The sequence below is a fragment of the Streptomyces sp. NPDC054866 genome (assembly GCF_053610745.1).
Map to the genome: position 1 here is coordinate 823,626 of NZ_JBSGZA010000001.1, position 19,396 is coordinate 843,021.

16 protein-coding genes and 1 tRNA gene are annotated in these 19,396 nt (G+C 70.6%); 7 read left to right on the forward strand and 10 right to left on the reverse strand.

From position 1 onward, the window contains the following. Both frc and ACWGI2_RS03495 read right to left on the reverse strand, forming a co-directional pair. Positions 1-1,233 (reverse strand): formyl-CoA transferase, encoded by a 1,233-nt coding sequence (gene frc, locus ACWGI2_RS03490; RefSeq protein WP_160508440.1) that lies wholly within the window; start codon positions 1,231-1,233, stop codon positions 1-3. A 12-nt stretch (positions 1,234-1,245) separates the two neighbouring features. Then, on the reverse strand, positions 1,246-2,940 hold the full coding sequence (locus ACWGI2_RS03495; RefSeq protein ID WP_453394459.1) for a thiamine pyrophosphate-binding protein: 1,695 nt from the start codon (positions 2,938-2,940) through the stop codon (positions 1,246-1,248). 200 nt (positions 2,941-3,140) lie between these two features. Here ACWGI2_RS03495 and sucC point away from each other — a divergent pair, with 200 nt between their 5' ends. The 3 genes from sucC to ACWGI2_RS03510 all read left to right on the forward strand — a co-directional run bounded on the left by sucC (position 3,141) and on the right by ACWGI2_RS03510 (position 6,856). Beyond that, complete coding sequence (gene sucC, locus ACWGI2_RS03500; RefSeq protein ID WP_453693530.1) at positions 3,141-4,280, forward strand: ADP-forming succinate--CoA ligase subunit beta; 1,140 nt, start codon at positions 3,141-3,143, stop codon at positions 4,278-4,280. Between the two features lie 11 nt (positions 4,281-4,291). Continuing rightward, positions 4,292-5,170, forward strand: coding sequence for a succinate--CoA ligase subunit alpha (gene sucD, locus ACWGI2_RS03505; protein WP_453693532.1), 879 nt, complete (start codon positions 4,292-4,294; stop codon positions 5,168-5,170). Positions 5,171-5,302: 132 nt separating this feature from the next. Next, positions 5,303-6,856: an aldehyde dehydrogenase family protein gene (locus ACWGI2_RS03510; protein ID WP_453693534.1), complete on the forward strand. Its 1,554-nt coding sequence runs from the start codon at positions 5,303-5,305 to the stop codon at positions 6,854-6,856. Between the two features lie 34 nt (positions 6,857-6,890). On the opposite strand, the gene ACWGI2_RS03515 is transcribed toward ACWGI2_RS03510, so the two are convergent. Then, the gene (locus ACWGI2_RS03515) at positions 6,891-8,231 is read right to left on the reverse strand and encodes a DUF2254 domain-containing protein (RefSeq protein WP_453693536.1); all 1,341 of its coding nucleotides are present in this window, start codon (positions 8,229-8,231) and stop codon (positions 6,891-6,893) included. 140 nt (positions 8,232-8,371) lie between these two features. On the opposite strand from ACWGI2_RS03515, the gene ACWGI2_RS03520 reads away from it, so the two are divergent. After that, positions 8,372-8,459, forward strand: a tRNA-Leu gene (locus ACWGI2_RS03520). A 131-nt stretch (positions 8,460-8,590) separates the two neighbouring features. Here ACWGI2_RS03520 and ACWGI2_RS03525 read toward each other — a convergent pair. Further along, on the reverse strand, positions 8,591-10,045 hold the full coding sequence (locus ACWGI2_RS03525; RefSeq protein ID WP_453693538.1) for an MFS transporter: 1,455 nt from the start codon (positions 10,043-10,045) through the stop codon (positions 8,591-8,593). A 122-nt stretch (positions 10,046-10,167) separates the two neighbouring features. Between ACWGI2_RS03525 and ACWGI2_RS03530 the strand changes: the two genes are divergently transcribed. Beyond that, a complete protein-coding gene (locus ACWGI2_RS03530) occupies positions 10,168-10,665 on the forward strand; it encodes a MarR family winged helix-turn-helix transcriptional regulator (RefSeq protein ID WP_453394914.1) in 498 nt (165 codons plus the stop codon). 132 nt (positions 10,666-10,797) lie between these two features. Here ACWGI2_RS03530 and ACWGI2_RS03535 read toward each other — a convergent pair whose 3' ends face one another. Continuing rightward, positions 10,798-10,953, reverse strand: coding sequence for a hypothetical protein (locus ACWGI2_RS03535; protein ID WP_453394465.1), 156 nt, complete (start codon positions 10,951-10,953; stop codon positions 10,798-10,800). Positions 10,954-10,994: 41 nt separating this feature from the next. Between ACWGI2_RS03535 and ACWGI2_RS03540 the strand changes: the two genes are divergently transcribed. Next, the gene (locus ACWGI2_RS03540; RefSeq protein WP_453394466.1) at positions 10,995-11,678 is read left to right on the forward strand and encodes a response regulator transcription factor; all 684 of its coding nucleotides are present in this window, start codon (positions 10,995-10,997) and stop codon (positions 11,676-11,678) included. A gap of 75 nt (positions 11,679-11,753) precedes the next feature. On the opposite strand, the gene ACWGI2_RS03545 is transcribed toward ACWGI2_RS03540, so the two are convergent. Beyond that, the gene (locus tag ACWGI2_RS03545; RefSeq protein WP_453394467.1) at positions 11,754-12,668 is read right to left on the reverse strand and encodes a hypothetical protein; all 915 of its coding nucleotides are present in this window, start codon (positions 12,666-12,668) and stop codon (positions 11,754-11,756) included. Positions 12,669-12,795: 127 nt separating this feature from the next. On the opposite strand from ACWGI2_RS03545, the gene fes reads away from it, so the two are divergent. Beyond that, positions 12,796-14,100: an enterochelin esterase gene (fes, locus tag ACWGI2_RS03550; RefSeq protein WP_453394468.1), complete on the forward strand. Its 1,305-nt coding sequence runs from the start codon at positions 12,796-12,798 to the stop codon at positions 14,098-14,100. Positions 14,101-14,400: 300 nt separating this feature from the next. Here the strand turns inward: fes and ACWGI2_RS03555 are convergent, their stop codons facing one another. The 4 genes from ACWGI2_RS03555 to ACWGI2_RS03570 are packed head-to-tail and all read right to left on the reverse strand — an operon-like array spanning position 14,401 to position 19,395. Next, positions 14,401-15,066, reverse strand: coding sequence for a 4'-phosphopantetheinyl transferase family protein (locus ACWGI2_RS03555; RefSeq protein WP_453693540.1), 666 nt, complete (start codon positions 15,064-15,066; stop codon positions 14,401-14,403). Then, positions 15,063-15,272: an MbtH family NRPS accessory protein gene (locus tag ACWGI2_RS03560; protein WP_453394470.1), complete on the reverse strand. Its 210-nt coding sequence runs from the start codon at positions 15,270-15,272 to the stop codon at positions 15,063-15,065. The genes ACWGI2_RS03555 and ACWGI2_RS03560 overlap by 4 nt, the downstream gene beginning before the upstream one ends. Beyond that, positions 15,269-19,168 (reverse strand): amino acid adenylation domain-containing protein, encoded by a 3,900-nt coding sequence (locus tag ACWGI2_RS03565; RefSeq protein WP_453693542.1) that lies wholly within the window; start codon positions 19,166-19,168, stop codon positions 15,269-15,271. Before ACWGI2_RS03565 ends, ACWGI2_RS03560 begins: the two co-directional genes overlap by 4 nt. Then, the gene (locus ACWGI2_RS03570; protein WP_453394472.1) at positions 19,165-19,395 is read right to left on the reverse strand and encodes a phosphopantetheine-binding protein; all 231 of its coding nucleotides are present in this window, start codon (positions 19,393-19,395) and stop codon (positions 19,165-19,167) included. Before ACWGI2_RS03570 ends, ACWGI2_RS03565 begins: the two co-directional genes overlap by 4 nt. Position 19,396 lies beyond the last annotated feature (1 nt).

The following is a 19,396-nucleotide window of genomic DNA, read 5'->3' on the forward strand; positions in this document are numbered from 1 at the left end:
TCAGATCACTCCGTTCGACTTGAGCAGGCGCAGTTCCTCGTCACCGAGGCCGAGCTCACCGACGAAGACCTCCGCGTTGTGCTCGCCCAGGAGCGGCGAACTGACCACGTCGACGGGGGAGTCCGACAGCTTCAGCGGGGATCCGACCGTGGTGAAGGAGCCGCGCTGCGGATGCGCGACCTCGACGACCATCTCGTTCGCGGCCAGCGAGGCGTCCTCGATGATCTCCTTGGTGGAGAGGATCGGGCCGCACGGGATGTTGTGGGCGTTGAGCCGCTCAAGGACCTCCCACTTGGGGAGCGTCGAGGACCACTCCTCGATCAGCTGGAACATCTTGCCGAGCTTGGGAAGCCGAGCCTCCGGAGAGGCCCACTCGGGGTCCTGAGCGAGCTCGGGACGCCCGATCAGCTCGGTGAGCGGCTGCCAGCCGACGGGCTGCACGATGACGTACACGTAGTCGTTCGGTCCGCCCGGCGCGCACTTGACCGCCCAGCCGGGCTGCCCGCCGCCGCTCGCGTTACCGGAGCGCGGCACCTCGTCCCCGAAGTCCTCGTTCGGGTACTCGGCGAGCGGCCCGTGCGCCAGGCGCTGCTGGTCGCGCAGCTTGACCCGGCACAGGTTGAGCACGGCGTGCTGCATGGCCACGTTCACGCGCTGCCCGCGACCGGTGTTCTCCCTCTGGAAGAGGGCGGCGAGAATGCCGGCGACGGCGTGGATGCCGGTCCCGGAGTCACCGATCTGAGCACCCGTGGCGAGCGGGGGGCCGTCCTCGAAGCCCGTGGTCGACATGGAGCCGCCCATGGCCTGTGCCACCACTTCGTAGGCCTTGAAGTTGGTGTAGGGGCCGTCTCCGAAGCCCTTGATCGAGGCGTAGACGATCCGCGGGTTGATCTCCTGGATGCGTTCCCAGGTGAAGCCCATCCGGTCCACGGCACCGGGGCCGAAGTTCTCGACCATCACGTCGGAGCGCCGGATCAGCTCCGTGAGGAGCTCCTTGCCGCGCTCGGACTTGGTGTTGAGGGTGATGCTCCGCTTGTTGCAGTTGAGCATCGTGAAGTAGAGCGAGTCGACGTCCGGGAGATCACGCAGCTGCTTGCGCGTGATGTCCCCGGAGGGCGCCTCCAGCTTCACCACGTCCGCCCCGAGCCAGGCAAGGAGCTGAGTGGCGGAGGGCCCGGACTGGACGTGTGTCATGTCGAGGACGCGTACGCCCTCAAGAGCCTTGGTCGTCATCGCGCGGGCTCCTCACTTGTACATGGTCTGGTTCATGGTTCCGGGGGCGTACGCGTCCGGATCGACCCATACGTTGATCAGCGAGGGCTTGCCCGACTCGCGTGCCCGCCGCAGAGCGGGGCCGATGTCGGCGGGGTCGCGGACCTCTTCGCCGTAACCGCCCAGCATCTGGGCGAACTTGTCGTAGTGGACGTCTCCGAGGGTGTTGCCGATCCGCTCGCGCTCCTCGCCGTACTTGGCCTTCTGGCCGTAACGGATCTGGTTCATCGAGGAGTTGTTGCCGACGATGCCGACGAACGGCAGGTTGTAGCGGACGAGCGTCTCGAAGTCCCACCCGGTGAGCGAGAAAGCACCGTCTCCGAAGAGGGCCACCACCTCCTTGTCGGGCCGCGCCTGCTTGGCGGCGAGTACGAAGGGGATGCCGACGCCGAGCGTGCCGAGCGGTCCGGGGTCCATCCAGTGGCCGGGCGACTTGGGCTGCACGACCTGCCCGGAGAAGGTGACGATGTCGCCGCCGTCGCCGATGTAGATGGAGTCTTCGGTAAGGAAGTCGTTGATCTCGCTGACGAGCCGGTAGGGGTGGATGGGTGAGGCGTCGGACTTCAGGTTCGGAAGCCGCTTCTCGATCGCCGTCTGCTCGGCGGCGCGCAGCTCGTCGAGCCACTCCTTGCGCTTGGAGGCGCCTCCGTTGAGACGCCCGGAGGCGGCTTCGGTGACCGACTTCAGGATGAGCCCGGCGTCACCGACGATGCCCAGGTCGATGTCCCTGTTCTTGCCGACGGTGCGGTAGTCGAGGTCGATCTGCACGACTGTCGCGTCCGGGGAGAGCCGCTTCCCGTAGCCCATACGGAAGTCGAAGGGCGTCCCCACGATGACGATGAGGTCGGCGTTCGAGAACGCGTACCGCCGCGAGAGCTGGAAGTGGTGCGGGTCCCCGGGCGGCAGGGTCCCACGGCCCGCGCCGTTCATGTAGGCGGGCACATTCAGCGTGCGCACGAGGTCGATGGCGGAGGCGGTGCCCCGTGTCGTCCACACCTGGCTGCCAAGCAGGATCGCGGGCTTCTCGGCGTGGACGAGCAGGTCGGCGAGCTTCTCGATGGCCTCGGGGTCGCCGGCCGAGCGGGTGGACGCGCGATACTGCCCGGCCTGCGGCACCCGGGCCTTCTCCACCGGCACCTTGGCGTCGAGCACATCGCGCGGGATCTCAAGGAAGGACGGGCCGGGAGCGCCGTGGTAGCACTCGCGGAACGCCATCGACACCATGTCCGCGGCGCGCGCCGTGTCCGGCACGGTCGCGGCGAACTTGGTGATGGGCGTCATCATGTCGACGTGCGGAAGGTCCTGGAGTGAGCCCATCTTGTGCTGGGTGTGCGCTCCCTGGCCGCCGATCAGCAGCATGGGGGACTCCGCGCGGAAGGCGTTCGCTACGCCCGTGACGGCGTCCGTGGTTCCCGGTCCTGCCGTCACGACGGCGCATCCCGGCTTGCCGGTGAGGCGCGCGTAGCCGTCGGCCGCGTGGGCGGCGACCTGCTCGTGGCGTACGTCGACGACATCGATCCCCTCGTCGACGCAGCCGTCGTAGATGTCGATGATGTGGCCGCCGCACAAGGTGTAGATGACCTCCACACCCTCTGCTTTGAGTGCCTTGGCGACCAGATGCCCACCGGAGATGTGGGTTTGGTTCGTGTCGCTGCTGCCGTCGGGCATGGCGAAGTCCTGTCCCTTCGTAGGGGAGTTGGAGCGCTCACATGCTGCTCGTAGGTGCTCTCGCGGTAGATTGCATACAGTCGACGAATACTGTATGAAGCTTGTTATCCCGCATCCGGTCAGTGGTGTCCAGGGGGCGTGCGGCACTTTTCGGAAGCGGGGGGTTCGCTCCCCGGAACGACACGGCGTCAGGAGCCGGAATGGACCTGTTCGAGCACCAGGCAAGGGAACTCTTCGAGGAATACGGCATCTTGGTGCCGCGGGCGGAGGTCGCCGACACGGCGAAGGAGGCGCGCGCGGGCGCCGAACGCCTGGGCGGCCGCGTCGTCGTCAAGGCCCAGGTGAAGACGGGCGGACGCGGCAAGGCGGGCGGCGTGAAGATCGCCGCCGACCCGGCTGCCACCGAGATCACGGCCCGCCAGATCCTCGGCATGGACATCAAGGGCCACACCGTGCACAAGGTGATGGTCGCCCAACCCGTCCAGATCGACAGCGAGTTCTACGTCTCGTACGTACTGGACCGCGCGGCGGGGCGCTTCCTCGCGATCGCGTCCGCCGAAGGCGGCATGGAGATCGAGGAAGTCGCGGCGAGCCGACCCGAGGCCGTCGCGCGCGTGGAGATCGACCCGGCGACGGGAGTGGACGACGCGAAGGCGGCCGAGATCGCCGCCGCGGCCGGACTCCCCGAGGCCACCGCCGACGTACTGGTCAAGCTGTGGCAGGTACTGACCCGCGAGGACGCGCTCCTCGTGGAGGTGAATCCCCTCGTCCGCACCGCCCAGGGAGAGATCCTGGCCCTCGACGGCAAGGTCACCCTGGACGACAACGCCCGCTTCCGCCAGGCACGCTGGGGCGCCGACGACTCCGCCCACGACGACCCCCTGGAGGCGGCGGCCGCGTCCAAGGGCCTCAACTACGTCAAGCTCGACGGCGAGGTCGGCATCATCGGCAACGGCGCGGGCCTCGTCATGTCCACCCTCGACGTGGTCGCGGGCTGCGGAGCGCGCCCCGCGAACTTCCTCGACATCGGAGGCGGCGCCTCCGCCCAGATCATGGCCGACGGCCTCTCCGTCATCCTCTCCGACCCCGCCGTCAAGTCCGTCTTCGTCAACGTCTTCGGCGGCATCACCGCGTGCGACGCCGTCGCCGACGGCATCGTCCAGGCTCTGGAATCCGTCCAGTTGACCAAGCCGCTCGTCGTCCGCCTCGACGGCAACAACGCCGTACGCGGCCGCACCATCCTCGACGCGCGCTCCCACCCCCTCGTCCAGCAGGTCACCACCATGGACGGCGCCGCACGCCGCGCCGCCGAACTCGCCGGTCACACCAACGCAGCCTAAGGAGCCGGGACATGGCGATCTACCTCACCAAGGAGAGCAAGGTCCTCGTCCAGGGAATGACCGGCGCCGAGGGCATGAAGCACACCCGCCGCATGCTCGCGGCGGGCACGGACGTCGTCGGAGGCGTCAACCCCCGCAAGGCAGGGCGCACCGTCGACTTCGACGACCGCGCCGTCCCCGTCTTCGGCTCCGTCCGCGACGGCATCGAGGCCACGGGCGCCGACGTCACCGTGGTCTTCGTGCCACCCGCCTTCTCCAAGGCGGCGGTCACCGAGGCCGCCGACGCCGGGATCGGCCTCGCCGTGGTCATCACGGAGGGCATCCCCGTGCACGACTCCGTCGCCTTCCACGCGTACGCCAAGGAGCGCGGCACACGCGTCATCGGCCCCAACTGCCCCGGGCTCATCACCCCCGAGCAGGCCAACGCAGGCATCATCCCCGCAGACATCACCAAGTCCGGACGCATCGGCCTGGTGTCGAAGTCCGGCACACTCACCTACCAACTCATGTACGAGCTGCGCGACATCGGCTTCTCCACCTGCGTCGGCATCGGCGGCGACCCCGTCGTCGGCACCACACACATCGACTGCCTCGCCGCCTTCGAGGACGACCCCGACACCGAACTGGTCGTGCTCATCGGTGAGATCGGCGGCGACGCGGAGGAACGCGCGGCCGCCTACATCCAACGTGCCGTCACCAAGCCGGTCGTCGCCTACATCGCCGGCTTCACCGCACCCGAAGGCAAGACCATGGGCCACGCGGGAGCCATCGTCTCGGGATCTTCCGGGACCGCGCGCGCGAAGCAGGAGGCGCTGGAAGCCGTCGGGGTGCGGGTCGGCGCCACGCCGACGGAAACGGCCCGCCTCGTTCTCAACCAACTCGGGGCGTGATGTCACTCATAGGTGGCACGGCCTGACTGCACTAGCGTCCCCCAGCACATACGCCCGGACCGCGAACCGAGCGGCGCCGTGCGAGCCATGTACGCCCCGCCCCGACTGTGCACCGTGAGCGGAGACACCCGAATGGCACCCACCCTCACCAACCCCCGCGTCCTCAAAGCCGGTACGGCCTGGGCCGACGCCTGGCGACGCTGCATCGCCGTCGCGCCCGAGGCCTTCCGCGACGACCGCGTACTGAATCTCTGGAACGGCACGTGGCAGGCGGACGGCAGGGCCCTGCCCGCCACATCCCCCGTCGACGGCAGCCCCATCGCGGGCCCGCCGCGCCTCGACGCCGCCACCGCCCAGCAGGCCGTACGCGCCTCACTCGACCAGCACCGGGCCTGGCGCCACATCCCGCTGGACGAACGGCGCGCCCGCGTCGCCGCCACCCTCGACGCCCTCACCGAACACCGTGAACTGCTCGCCCTCCTCCTCGTCTGGGAGATCGGAAAGCCCTGGCGGCTCGCCCAGGCCGACGTCGACCGGGCCATCGACGGCGTGCGCTGGTACGTCGACGGCATCGAGCCGATGGTCGAGGGCCGGACCCCGCTGGACGGTCCGGTTTCCAACATCGCGAGCTGGAACTACCCGATGAGCGTGCTCGTTCACGCAGTGTTGGTACAGGCACTCGCGGGCAACGCGGTCATCGCCAAGACCCCGACCGATGGCGGCGTCGCCTGTCTGACCCTGGCTTGCGCACTGGCCGCCCGCGAAGGGATTCCCGTCACCCTCGTGAGCGGCAGCGGCGGAGAACTGTCGGAAGCGCTGGTCCGCGCACCCGAGATCGGCTGCGTCTCCTTCGTCGGCGGACGTGACACGGGCGCCGCCGTCGCCACCGCCGTCGCGGACCTCGGCAAGCGGCACATCCTCGAACAGGAAGGACTGAACACCTGGGGCATCTGGAACTACAGCGACTGGGACGCGCTCAGCGCCGTCATCCCCAAGCTCTTCGACTACGGCAAGCAGCGCTGCACCGCGTATCCGCGCTTCGTCGTCCAGCGGGGCCTCTTCGACGAGTTCCTCGCCGCCTATCTCCCGGCCGTGCGCACCCTCCGCGTCGGCCACCCGTTGGCGGTCGAGCACGCCGAAGACCCGTTCCCGCAGCTGGACTTCGGCCCGCTGATCAACGCGGCCAAGGCGAAGGAGCTGGGCGATCAGGTGGCGGAGGCCATCGACCGGGGGGCCGTGCCGCTGTATCGCGGCGCACCGGCGGCGGACCGCTTCCTGCCGGGCCAGGACACGGACGCGTACGTCCACCCCGTCACGCTCCTCAACCCGCCGCCGTCATCGCCGCTGCACCACGCGGAGCCGTTCGGCCCGGTCGACACCATCGTCCTGGTCGACACGGAGGCGGAGCTGCTCGCCGCCATGAACGCGTCGAACGGAGCGCTGGTCGCCACGCTGTCGACCGACGACACCGCGACGTACGAACGCCTCGCGCCGCAGATCCGCGCGTTCAAGACAGGCCGCGGCAAGCCTCGCTCGCGCGGGGACCGTGACGAGCTGTTCGGTGGGTTCGGCGCGTCCTGGCGCGGCGCGTTCGTCGGCGGCGAGCTGCTTGTGCGTGCGGTCACGCATGGCCCGGCGCATGAGCGGCCGCCGGGGAACTTCCCCAGCTACCACCTCATGGCCTGAGAGCCGGTCCGGCAGGGGGTCGGGTGGCTGGTGGCTAGCCGATGCCCTGCCGATCGGGCAGCAGCGCGAACGCACGGTCCGCGGCCTCCGGGACCGTGCGTTCCACCGCCTGCGCGAGCAGCTCACGGTGGCGCAGGAGCGGCTCCCTGCGCTCCTCGGGCGTGAGCCGCAGCAGATCGTCGAGGCCGGCCAGCATGCGCCGGGTGACCTGCGGATTGCCGATCGCGCACCCCCGGATCTCGGCGAACCCGAGATCCACGAGCGCGGTCCAGTCCGGCACGGGCTGCACCATCCGGACGGCCCCGCGCCGGTCGCGGTGGCGCAGGGCGCCCAGCGGATAGCTGGCCACCGATGCCAGAAACTGGATGATGCGGTCCAGGGCCTGCACGGCGGTGGTCGGGTCGTTCACCGCGGGGGAGAGGGCCCGCAGCGCGATGTCCGCGAGCTGTCGAAGGCCGAACCCGAGGTCCTGGTGGAAGGTGCGTTCCACGCCGACGTACACCGTGTACCGCAGCGCGCGCCGTGACGGCGCGGCCCCGCCGTGGACGGTGAACACCGGGGTCCCCGGCACCACGAAGTCCCCGATGCGCGGCAGCAGCCGCAGCACCACACCGTGCCGTCTGGCCACCCTCACGACGCGGGCGATGTGCACGTCCCGCAGCACCCCGGCCCGCCCGTGGTGAGTGATCCGGGCGGTGGCGGGGCCGAGGCGTTCGTCGTCCACCACTCCTTCGGTCGGGTGCTTCACGGCCCCCCGGAACGACTCCCGGGCGATCCGGTCGATGACGAAGCTGATCCGCATCATGCGGAGCGTGCCGTTCACGTACGCCACGAAGAGCAGCAGGCTCAGGAACACCATCGCCATCGCCAGGAGCGACTCGACCAGCGGCACGCTCGTCAGCCGACGCGGGTCGGTCTCGCTGTCGAAGGACGTCAGTGTCATCAGAGAGAACAGGAACGTCGCCAGGAAGACGGTGAGCGTGATCTTGGTGATCCGCGACCTGACGTACAGCCGCACCACCCGGGGACTGAACTGCCCGCTGGCCATCTGCACGGCCACCAGCGAGATGCTGAAGACGACACCGATGAAGGTCATCATGGCCGAGCTGATGGTGCTGATCACCACCTTGGCGTCCTCGGCGACCCCCATCAGGCTCTTGACGGTGTCGTAGTCCCCGGCGTTCTGCGTCGCAGCCACGATCTGGCTGTCCACCTCCGCCGCGGCCAGCCACAGCACCATGGCCCCCACGAGCCCGGCCGTCGGCGCGAACCACATGGTGTCCCGCAGGTGCTCGCGCAGCGGGGACAGCAGCCGAGGCCGCCGCACCTTCACGCGACCATCGCCGAGCGTTCCCGTAATCAACCCGTCACTCATGGTGAGACTGTAGATGCGGCGGTACGGGCCGCCGGGCATCCGCCCGCCGACCGACGGATACGCAGGTGAAAGGCACTCCGAAAGCTTGGTATTGTTGTCCATGTCGCCGCGGGGAACACCCCGCGAACGGCAGACACCTAGTCCGGGTGGCGGAATGGCAGACGCGCTAGCTTGAGGTGCTAGTGCCCTTTATCGGGCGTGGGGGTTCAAGTCCCCCCTCGGACACCAGCCAGAACCCCACGGTCTCTCTGAGACCGTGGGGTTTTGTCATGCCTCCAGAGGGAGGCGGTCGTCTCAGCGTGGCTTCAGTTGATCTGTGTTCCGGCCCGTCAAAAACTCGGGGCGATTCCTTCAACGGGTCAGGCGGTGGCCTCGGACGCCGGGCGCGGATCGGTGGCTGCCTCGCCGTCGGTTCCGGCATCCGCCTGGCGTATGGGGATGAACGACGCGACCACCGCCGCCGCGAGGCCCACCCCGCAGCCCATCAGCATCGCGGCCCGGAAGCCGTTCTCCGACGGCAGGAAGTGGCCGCCGAAGTCCGTCGTCATCTGGGCCAGGACCACGCCGATCACGGCTGCCGCCGCTGAGCTGCCGATCGAGCGCATCAGGGTGTTGAAGCTGTTGGCCGACGCGGTCGCCGACTGGGGGACCGCGCCCATGATCAGGGCGGGCATGGCGCCGTACGCGAGGCCCACGCCCGTGTTGCAGATGAGCGTCACGACCAGCAGGCCCCAGGTCGAACCCATCAGGAGCAGGGACGAGCCGTAGCCGACCGAGATGACCAGGGCTCCGACCGACAGCGTGACCTTGGGGCCGCGGGCGGCCGAGAGCTTGGCGCCGAGCGGTGCGAGGGCCATCATCATCAGGCCCGCCGGGGCCATCCACAGGCCCATGGCCATCATCGACTGGCCCAGGCCGTAGCCGGTGGCCTCCGGAAGCTGGAGGAGTTGAGGGACCACCAGGGACTGGGCGTACATCGCGAAACCGACCAGGACCGAAGCCACGTTCGTCATCAGGACCTGCGGGCGTGCGGTGACGCGCAGGTCGACCAGCGGCTCGTCGGTACGCAGCTCCCAGCGGCCCCAGGTCAGCAGGACGACGACCGCGGCGGTGAAGAGGCCGAGCGTGGTGCCGCTCGTCCAGCCCCAGTCGGAGCCCTTGGAGACGGCGAGCAGCAGGCAGACGAGGCCGCTGCCGAGGCCGACCGCGCCGAGGGCGTCGAAGCGGGCCGATCCGGTGCCCACCCGGCCCGCGGGCACGAACAGCCAGGCCAGGACGGCGACCAGGAGACTCAGGGCGGCGGCGACCCAGAACAGCACGCGCCAGCTGGCGTTCTCGGCGACGGCAGCGGAGAAGGGCAGGCCGAGCGCACCGCCCACGCCCATGGACGCGCTCATCAGGGCGATGGAGGAGCCGAGCTTCTCGGGCGGCAGCACGTCACGCAGGAGGCTGACGCCCAGCGGTACCACGCCCATGCCGAGGCCCTGGAGCCCTCGGCCGACGATCATCGGCACCACGGAGGACGCGAGCGCGCAGACCACCGAGCCCGCGACGAGCGGCAGCACGGAGACGAGCAGCATGCGCCGCTTGCCGTACATGTCACCGAGCCGCCCGGCGACGGGTGTCGCCACCGCCGCCGAGAGCAGCGTGGCCGTGACGACCCAGGAGGCGTTCGACGGGCTGGTGTCGAGCATGGCGGGCAGATCGCCGATCAGGGGCACCACCAGCGTCTGCATGATCGCGGCCACGATGCCCGCGAGGGCGAGTACTCCGACGACGCGCCCTGGGCGGACGTCGGGCTTCGAGCTGACCACTGGCTTCTCCTTCGGCTTTCCGGGCGGCACCGATGTGCACCATCCCGATGTGCACTATACATATGAAGTGCATGATGCATATGCCTAGTAGAATGCGTGGCATGGAAAAGCCCGGTCGTCGCATGGACAAGCCCACTGGCCGCACGGAGAAGCCCACTCGTCGCACGGAGAAGCCCGTACGGCAGGTCGAATTCGAGACGATGCTGCTCGGACGGCACTCGCATCTGTTCAACCCCCGCACACGCTCCTCGGGCGGGCGCCTCGACCGCAGCGCGTACATCCTGCTCAGCCGCATCCAGATGGACGGCCCCATGTCCATCGGTCAGCTCACCGAAGCCTTCGGCCTCGACGCCTCCACCCTGAACCGGCAGACCGCGGCCATGCTGCGCGCCGGACTCGTCGAGCGCATCCCGGACCCCGACGGCGGCATGGCCCGCAAGTTCCGCATCTCCGCCGAGGGCGCGCGGCAACTCGACGCCGACCGGGCCGAGTACATCCTGAGCCTGGGCAAGGTCATGGACAGCTGGTCGCCGGAGGACGTGGCGACGTTCGCCGGATTCCTCCAGCGTTTCAACAGCGACATCGAGCGCCTGGAGGGACATCCCTGGCCGCGCCCGTGAACCACCGCCGTGCGGGACACGGGCGCCCTGCGCCCGTCGGGAGGCCGAGTGGCCGACGATGATGCAAGAAGTCGTCGATCGGAGAACTCGATGCTCACCAGATGGCAGCGGCGCCCGGAGGCCCGCCCGCGGCTACACGCTCTCGGTCGCCGTGCCGATCACGGCCTCGGCGCTGTTCGCGTACGCGACGGCCTCGGACTCATAGGCATGCGGGAACGCGCCCACTCCGTCGGCGGCCACCCGTACGCGGGCCGCCGCCCCGAGGCCGGCTTCGAAGTCACCGCCCACCTGCCGCCGCTCCCCGAGAACACGGAAGAGAAACGCACCACATGACCCTCCGCGTCCTGCTTGCCGACGACCAGGCCCTCCTCCGGGCGACCTTCAGCACCCTGATCGACTCCTGCGACGACATGGAGGTGGTCGCCGAGGCCACCGACGGCGAGCAAGCCCTCGAACTGACCCGGACCCACCGCCCCGACCTCGCCCTCATGGACATCCGCATGCCCGGTACGGACGACGGCCTGGCCGCGACCTCCCGGATCTGCGCCGACCCGGAGCTCGCCGCCACCCGCGTCCTCATCCTCACGACCTCCGCGACCGACGAGTACGTCGCCCAGGCCCTGTACGCGGGCGCGAGCGGATTCCTCGGCAAGGACGTGGGTGTCGACGAACTCCTCGGCGCGATCCGCACCGTGGCCGCGGGCGATTCGCTGCTCTCCCCGTCGGCCACGCGCGCCCTCATCACCCGCTTCCTCGCCACCCCCGGGCCCGGCGGCCACCTGACGCCGCCCGAGAGCCTCGCCGAGCTCACCGCCCGCGAGCGGGAGGTGATGGTCCTGGTCGCCGAGGGGAAGTCCAACGCCGAGATCGCCGAAGCGCTCAGCGACAGCCCGTCGGCCGTGCGCACCCACGTCCAGAGCGCCATGACCCAGCTCGGCGCCCGTGACCGCGCCCAACTGGTCGTCATCGCCTACCAGTCGGGCCTCGTCCGGCCCGCGCCGCCCCTGTGCTGAGTGCGGTGCCTGGTTCAGGACCTCCTGAACCCGTCCCCTACTTCTTGAGCCCCCGTCACTTCTCGAGCCCGTGCGTCACTTCTTGAGCCCGTCCATCGTCGCGCGCGTGTCGGACTTGAGCATCTCCTCGACCTCCGACGCGGTCGGCGGTTCGGTCTTGTCGTCGGCGCCGCCGTAGTAGCTCCAGCGCGTCTCGATGGTGAACCAGCCCTCGCGCACGGCGAGGGTCATGCCGTTGAGGTCGTCGTCGCCCGAGCCGCTCGTGTCGGTGATCAGGTACGCCTCGTCACCGATGCCGCTCACGGCCTTGGTCTTGTAGGTGTACGTCTTCTGCGACTGGTCCTCGTAGGCCTTCTGCTCGGAGGCGAACTCGCCCTTCGGGTCGGTGGCCTTGTGCCACCGGGCGGTGGAGTAGACGTAGATGCTCGAATAGCTGTCGGCGCCCGCCTCCGGGTCCTTGAGCTTGCGGCTGCAGTAGCTCTGGTCGAACCCCTTCTGCTGTGAGCCGTAGTGGGTGGTCGAGGTGGAGTCCGTGTCGATCTCGTACTTCTTCTTGAAGGCGTCGAGCGGGGAGACGTCGCAGAGGTTCTTCGTGTACTGGTATCCGGCGAGGTCCGCCTTCGCGCCGTCGCCGCCGCTGCCGCTTTCGCTGTCGGAGCCGAGGTTGCCGGTGGCGAAGAGTGCTCCCGCCCACAGGGCCGAGGCGACCACGGCACCGCCGACTCCCCACACCCAGCCGGGCGTCGGCTTGCGCGGGCCTGTCGGGCCTGCCGGGGGTGCGGGCGGCTGGCCGTAGGGGCCGGGCTGCTGTCCGTACGGGCCCGGGGGCTGGCCGAAGGGCTGAGGCGAGGCCGGGGGTGCTTGGGGCGGCACCGCGCTCGGGGGCTGCTGGTACGGATTCGGGGTCTGCTGGTAGGGGTTGGGCTGGTTCGGCTGATGGGGCTGGTTCGGCTGGTTCGGCTGGTTGGGCTGGGGATTCGGTATCGACATAGGCGGCAATGTACCGCCGGTCGCGGGGTGGGTGGACGTGGCGCGGCCCTCGTCGCCCCGGGGGTGACCGGCTCAAGTAAGGTCACCCTTAGCTATGCGTACGCAGTGAACACCTGGAGGCTCCCTCATGCCGCTCACCGCTCCTCCCGATGGGGCTACTCGTCGGCCGCCCCGCATCCCGCGGCCGCGGCCCGTCGAGCGCGCGCACAGTGCGTGGGTGGAGCGGACCGTGGCGCGGGGCGTGGAGCGGGGCGACTTCTGGGACGCGGTGCGGGCGGCGGGCGGGGCGCCGGTCGTCGAGCCCGATCCGCAGGGCGACGACGAGCACCGGGTGGTCACTTTCCTGTGGCGCGGCACGGACGCGACCCGCGCGGTCCTCGTCATGCCGAACAAGATCGTCGACCCGCGTGACATGACCCCCAACCTGATGGAGCGGGTGCCGGGCACGGACATCTGGCACTGGTCGATCCGGATGCGGGCGGACTGGCGGGCGACGTACAGCCTGTGCGTGGACGAAGGAAACGGACCTCGGCCCGAGGACGAATACTGGCCCTGGCTGCGCCGGCAGCAGCGAACGGACCCCCTCAACTCCCTTACCCTGGCCCGACGTTGGGGCGGTGACCCGGTCTCGTACGTCGAGCTGCCGCAGGCCCCGGCCGGCGGCGACGACTGGCAGCGTCGCGAGGGGGTCGCGCGCGGCACCGTCAGCACGCACACGGTCCGCAGCGAACTGCTCGGCAACGAGCGGCAGGTGCACCTCTACGAGCCGCCGGGCGGAGGACGCGACCTGCCCGTCCTTGTCCTGATGGACGGTGAGATGTGGCAGCAGGGCCTGGATGTCGCGGCCCTCCTGGACAACCTCATCGCCGACGGCCGCATCCCGCCCCTGGCCGCCCTGCTGCCCGAATCCCTGAGCGCCGACCAGCGCTGGGCCGAGCTGGCCTGCAACGAGCGGTTCGTCGGATTCCTGGAGACCGAGCTGCTGCCCTGGGCGGGCGAACGGCTGTCCCTGACCGGCGATCCCGCACGGACCGTCATCGCGGGCCAGAGCCTGGGCGGCCTCACCGCCGCGTACGCCGCGGTCGTCGCGCCGGGGCGGTTCGGAAGCGTCCTGGCGCAGTCGGGCTCCTTCTGGTGGCCGGACGGCCCCGACCTCGAACGCTCCGAATGGCTGACCGGCCGCATCGCCGAGAGCGAGAAGCTCCCGGTCCGGTTCTGGCTGTCGGCGGGCGAACAGGAGTGGGTAGCGCTCCCGGCCATGCGAAGGCTGCGCGCCACTTTGCGGGAGAAGGGTTACGAGGACGCCGTGTACCGCGAGTTCAATGGCGGGCACGATTACTTGTGCTGGCGCACGGAACTGGCGGACGGGCTCGTGGGGCTGCTCGGGGCGGAGGCTGCGGGGGAGTCTGCAGGGGGGATCGCTGCCGCGTAGCGGTTGGGGTGGCCGGGTCTTTCGCCGTCCAGCCCTGGGCGGCGAGGGACGGTCCCGCTGGGCGGGAGTGGGTAGCGCTGCCCGTCAGGCACCTAGCTATGTCGGCGTACCGACGTGGCGGACGACGGGCTTCTGGGGCTCGGCGAGGGGGCTGCGGTGCATACCCCGCCGCGTAGCCCTGAGGGGGGCTACGTCATTCGCCGTCCAGATCGGCGCGGTGGTGCTCGGGTCGACAAGTAGCGGCGCCGCCCCGGTGGATGGGAGCGGGTCGCGTTGCGTGCCGAGTTCGGCGGGCGCGGGTTACCTGCGCTGGTGCGCCGAGCTCCCGCACTCGCTCGGCGGGCCGCTTGGGGTGGCGTTTGCCGTGGCCGTTGCTGCCGCGTAGCCCTCGGGGGGTCCTACGTCCTGCACCGTCCAGTTCTGGACCGGGGCGGGCGTGGTGCCCGTGCCTACCAGTAGTGACTCCATCCCGCCGCCGGCCAGGCCCTCGCCTGTTCCCTTGAGGTATGCCTCCTTGCGGGTCCAGCAGCGGGCGAAGGCCAAGGGGCGCTCCGCGGGCGGGAGTTCGGCCAGTTCCGATTGTTCCTGGGGGTGCAGGGATACCGCTACCTCGGCCACCGTTTTCCCGGACGGCAGCCTCTCGACATCGGCGCCGACCGGCCGGTCCGCGAAGGCGAGCAGGGCCAGGCCGTCCGTGTGGGAGAGCGAGAAGTGCGGGCCCGCACCTCCGGCGACGGCGGGGCGGCCGTGCGGCCCGCCGCACAGCGGGCACGGCAGCCTGACCAGCTCCACCGCCGCGGGATCGACGGAGAGGTACGCGCCGAGCCGCAGCCGGAGCGCGGTGTGCACCGCCGCGTACAGTTCCTGGTCCGCCGGGCGCCGCAACGCCGCCGCCCGGCGCCGCTCCTCCGCGTCGAGGAGCGACACGTCGAGCGGCGCCGGGCGGACGAACTGGATCTCCGTCACGCGGGCGGGTCCTGGAGGCGGGCCACGCAACGGCCGTACGTCTCCGGGCCGTACACCGTCGCCCACCCCTCGGGCGCGGCGCGGAAGACCGGCCACAGGGAGTGTTCCCCGAGCGCGTTCTCCAGCACCAGGTGGGTCGGCTCGGCGTCGGTGCCGGTGTTGGTGGCGGTATCCACCGGGTCGAAGGGGCCGGGTGTCTTCGTCATGCGTGGTCCAGCTCCTTGAGGCGGGCGGCGAGTGCGGCGCAGACCTCGTCGAGGCGGCGCGGCTGCGTCAGCTCCGGGTGCAGGCAGTCCACGTCGTGATTGCTGATCGAGCCGCTGACGTACGGAGCCCAGGCCTCCCTCGTCAGCCAGTCCTCGGCGCGCGGCGCGGCGGCCGTGAAGAACAGGGCGTCACCGTCGAAGCGGCGGTGATCGTGCTCGCGCATCAGGCGGGCGTTGTTGATGACGATGTCGAGAACCGCTGACAGTGTCCTGTCCGGCAGGCCGGCCAGGGCGCTGCCTTCGCGCTGCAGCGTGGCAAGTACGTCCTCGCGGGTCAGCTCGTCCGTCAGGTCATAACCTGCCATCCGCAGGAGTGCCTTGAGGGCGTCCGCCTCCGCCGGGACCGCGGCGTCGCGCCACTGGTCGGAGGGGTACGCGTCGAGCAGCGCGAGCAACTCGACCTCCTCGCCAGCTTCTTGGAGGAGTACGGCGACCGTGTGGGCGAGTACGCCGCCGACCGACCAGCCGAGCAGCCGGTAGGGGCCGTGCGGCCGGACCGCGCGCAGCGCCTCTACGTAATCCGTCGCCATCTCCTCCATCGTGGCCGGCAGTTCACCCTCGCCGTGCAGGCCCCGCGCCTGGAGACCGTACACCGGCTGCCCCGGATCGAGCCGCGACAGCAGCCCCGAGTAGCACCAGCTCATGCCGCCCGCAGGGTGGAACGCGAACAGTGGGGTGCGGTCGCCGCCCGCGCGCAGCGGAAGCAGCACGTCCAGAGCGTGGTCGGCCTCGCCGCGGTCCGCGTCCAGGTGGGCGGCGAGCGCCGCCGGGGTCTGCGCCTGGAAGAGCGTGCCGATGGTGAGCTCGGCGCCCAGCGTGTCGCGGACCCTGGCGACCAGGCGGGCCGCCAGGAGCGACGTGCCGCCGAGGTCGAAGAAGGCGTCGTCCACGCCGAGTTGAGGCACACCGAGGATCTCGGCGAAGAGGCGCGTGAGCGTCTCCTCGCGGTGGCCGCTCGGCACCCGGCCGCCGTCGCCGGACCCCTCGAAGGCGGGGGCAGGAAGCGCGCGCCGGTCCAGCTTGCCGTTCGGGCTGAGCGGGAAGTCGTCCAGGACGAGGATCGCGCCCGGCACCATGTAGTCGGGCAGCGTGCGGGCGAGCCGGGCGCGCAACTCCTCGGGATCGGGATCGGGGGCGGGGACGGCTCCGTTGTCGGAGGGCGTCACGTACCCGATGAGCCGCTGGTCACCCGGACGGTCCTCGCGGACCAGGACGCTGGCCGCGCCCACCGCCGGATCGGCGGCCAACTCGGCCTCGATCTCGCCGAGTTCGATGCGCAGGCCGCGCAGCTTGACCTGATGGTCGGTGCGGCCCAGGTACTCGATCTCGCCGTGCTCGGTCCAGCGCGCCAGGTCGCCCGTGCGGTACATGCGGGTGCCGGGCGGGCCATAGGGGTCGGCGACGAAACGGGACGCGGTCAGCTCGGGCCGCCCCAGGTACTCGGCTGCCAGCTGGGTCCCCGCCAGGTACAACTCGCCCTGCACGCCGGGCGGGCACGGCTGGAGCGCCACGTCCAGGACGTACAGGCGCGTGTTCCAGACGGGCTTGCCGATCGGCACCGGGCCCGTCGCGTCCGTGTCGCACGGGTGGTACGTCACGTCGACGGCGGCCTCGGTCGGACCGTACAGATTGTGCAGCGGTACGCCGTCGAGCACGCGCCCGAACTCCCGCACCGTCTCGCGCGGCAACGCCTCCCCGCTGCAGAAGACGTGCCGCAGGCCCGCGCAGTCCGCCGCGGCCGGTTCCGAAAGGAACACCTGAAGCATCGACGGCACGAAGTGGCAGACGGTGACGCCCTGTTCGCGGATAACGCGCGCGAGATACGCCGGGTCCTTGTGGCCGCCGGGCTCGGCGACGACGAGCGTCGCGCCCACCCGCAGCGCCCAGAAGAACTCCCACACCGACACGTCGAAGCCGGACGGCGTCTTCTGCAACACGCGGTCACCGGCAGCGAGTTCGCACTCGGCCTGCATCCAGCGCAGCCGGTTGTCGATCGCCGAGTGCGGTACGACGACGCCCTTGGGGCGGCCGGTCGACCCGGACGTGTAGATGACATAGGCGGGGTGGTGCGGGGTGAGCGCGCGCGGTGGGTCGTACGAGCCGTACGGCGTCGTGTCCAGGCTGTCCAGGGTGACGAGCGGGACACCGGACGCGGGCACCCGGTCGGCACGGTCGGCGATCACGCAGGCAGGGCCCGCGTCGTCCAGCATGTACGCGAGGCGGTCCGCCGGATAGTCCGGGTCCAGCGGGAGGTAGGCGCCGCCCGCCTTCAGCACGGCGAGGAGCGTGATCACCAGGTCGAGGGAGCGGGGCACGGCGACCGCCGCGAGCGCGCCCGGACGTACGCCGACCTCGATGAGATGGTGGGCGAGCCGGTTGGCGCGGGCGTTCAGCTCGGCGTACGTCAGCTCCTGGTCGCCGAAGACCAGGGCGGTGGCGTCCGGGGTGCGGACCGCCTGGCCCTCGATCGGGCCGATCAGCGTGGTGGGCGGTACCGGGTGCGCGGTGGCGTTGAACTCCTCGGTGACCAGGGAGAGTTCAATACGCCGTGCGATCGTGTGCTCGGCCAGCGGAGTGTGCGGGCCCGCGTCGGCTATGCGCTCCAGGAGTTCCATGAACCGAGCCTGGTGGACGCCGAGTTCCTCCGGCTCGTACAGGGCGGGATTGCCGTCGTAGTCGATGCGCAGGCCGCTGCCGTCGGCGCGGTCGTAGACGTTGACCGTGAGGTCGTCGACCGGGCCCGCCGACAGATTGTGGGCGTCGGTGCGGGCGCCCGCGAAGGTCAGCCCGTAGTCGAACGGCATGACGTTGATCAGCGGGCCGACCAGGGACCGGCCCTCGCCGAGGAGGCCCAGGTCGCGGCGGATGTCCTCGTAGCGGTAGCGCTGGTGGCGGCGGGCGGCGCGGATGCCGAGCACCACCTGCCGGGTCAGCTCGGCGAAGGTCGCCTGCGGGGTCACGGTGAGCCGCAGCGGCAGCACGTTCATCACCATGCCGGGCACGCGAAGCGCCACCGAACCCATGCGGCCCATCATCGGCAGGCCGAGCACCACCTCGGCGGAGCCGGTGGCCCGGGAGACGTACAGGGCCTGCGCGGCGACCAGCACCTCGGGCCAGGTGGCCCGCATCGAGGAGGCCGACTCACGCAGCCGCGAAGTCGCCTCGGGGGAGAGGCGTGCGCTGCGCCGATGGAAGGTGCGGGAGGGCAGCGCGGTGCGCCCGGCCAGGTTGGGGGCGTCGGGGCGGTCGGCGTAGGCGCCGTCCCAGTAGCGGCGGTCCGTCTCGAACGTCTCCGAAGCGCGGTACGCGGTGTCCTCGGCGACCAGGTCCTCGAGCCGCCCGAAGGGACTCTCGCCCGGCTCCTCGCCCGCGGCGAGCGCGGTGTAGACCTCGGCGGTGCGGCGGGCGAGCAGCGAGTAGCCGAAGCCGTCCATCACGATGTGGTGCACCCGCTGGTACCACAGCCAGCGCTCGTCGCCGACGCGGAACAGCGCGTGCGCGAACAGCGGCCCGGCCGCCAGGTCGAACGGCGTGGCCAGGTCCTCGCGCATCCAGGCCCGCGCCTCGGCGTCCGGGTCGGAGGCGGCGCGCAGATCGCGCACCTTCAGCGGAAGCGTCGGGTCGGCGACCTCCAACTGGCTGGGCCCGTCGGCTCCTTCGATGATCCTCACGCGCAACGCGTCGGCCTCGGACACCACCTGACGCAGCGTCCGCGCGAAGACGGACGGGTCGATGGGCCCGTGGATCTCCAGGCACTCGGCCGTGTTCTGGGCCGGGCTGCCCGGGTCGAGCGCCTGCGCGAACCACATGCCCGACTGGGCAGCGGTGAGCCTCATGTGGAGGCTCCCAGAATCGGTGCCCAGGCCTCGATGGCGGGCTGCTCGGCCAGGTCCACGAAGGTGGCGCTGATGTCGTGCTCGCGGCGCCAGCGCTCGATGAGCGACATGATGCGCACCGAGTCGAGGCCGTAGTCGACGAGGTTCTCGTCGACGGGGATGTCGGCCGGGTCCTCGCCCAGGACATCGGCGACGTCGGCCCGTATGAGTTCCACGCTGAGCGCCATG

Coding starts and splice junctions, on each gene's coding strand:
- frc (WP_160508440.1), bottom strand. CDS start 1,233: ATGACGACCAAGGCTCTTGAGGGCGTACGCGTCCTCGACATGACACAC.
- ACWGI2_RS03495 (WP_453394459.1), bottom strand. CDS start 2,940: ATGCCCGACGGCAGCAGCGACACGAACCAAACCCACATCTCCGGTGGG.
- sucC (WP_453693530.1), top strand. CDS start 3,141: ATGGACCTGTTCGAGCACCAGGCAAGGGAACTCTTCGAGGAATACGGC.
- sucD (WP_453693532.1), top strand. CDS start 4,292: ATGGCGATCTACCTCACCAAGGAGAGCAAGGTCCTCGTCCAGGGAATG.
- ACWGI2_RS03510 (WP_453693534.1), top strand. CDS start 5,303: ATGGCACCCACCCTCACCAACCCCCGCGTCCTCAAAGCCGGTACGGCC.
- ACWGI2_RS03515 (WP_453693536.1), bottom strand. CDS start 8,231: ATGAGTGACGGGTTGATTACGGGAACGCTCGGCGATGGTCGCGTGAAG.
- ACWGI2_RS03530 (WP_453394914.1), top strand. CDS start 10,168: ATGGACAAGCCCACTGGCCGCACGGAGAAGCCCACTCGTCGCACGGAG.
- ACWGI2_RS03540 (WP_453394466.1), top strand. CDS start 10,995: ATGACCCTCCGCGTCCTGCTTGCCGACGACCAGGCCCTCCTCCGGGCG.
- ACWGI2_RS03545 (WP_453394467.1), bottom strand. CDS start 12,668: ATGTCGATACCGAATCCCCAGCCCAACCAGCCGAACCAGCCGAACCAG.
- fes (WP_453394468.1), top strand. CDS start 12,796: ATGCCGCTCACCGCTCCTCCCGATGGGGCTACTCGTCGGCCGCCCCGC.
- ACWGI2_RS03560 (WP_453394470.1), bottom strand. CDS start 15,272: ATGACGAAGACACCCGGCCCCTTCGACCCGGTGGATACCGCCACCAAC.
- ACWGI2_RS03565 (WP_453693542.1), bottom strand. CDS start 19,168: ATGAGGCTCACCGCTGCCCAGTCGGGCATGTGGTTCGCGCAGGCGCTC.
- ACWGI2_RS03570 (WP_453394472.1), bottom strand. CDS start 19,395: ATGGCGCTCAGCGTGGAACTCATACGGGCCGACGTCGCCGATGTCCTG.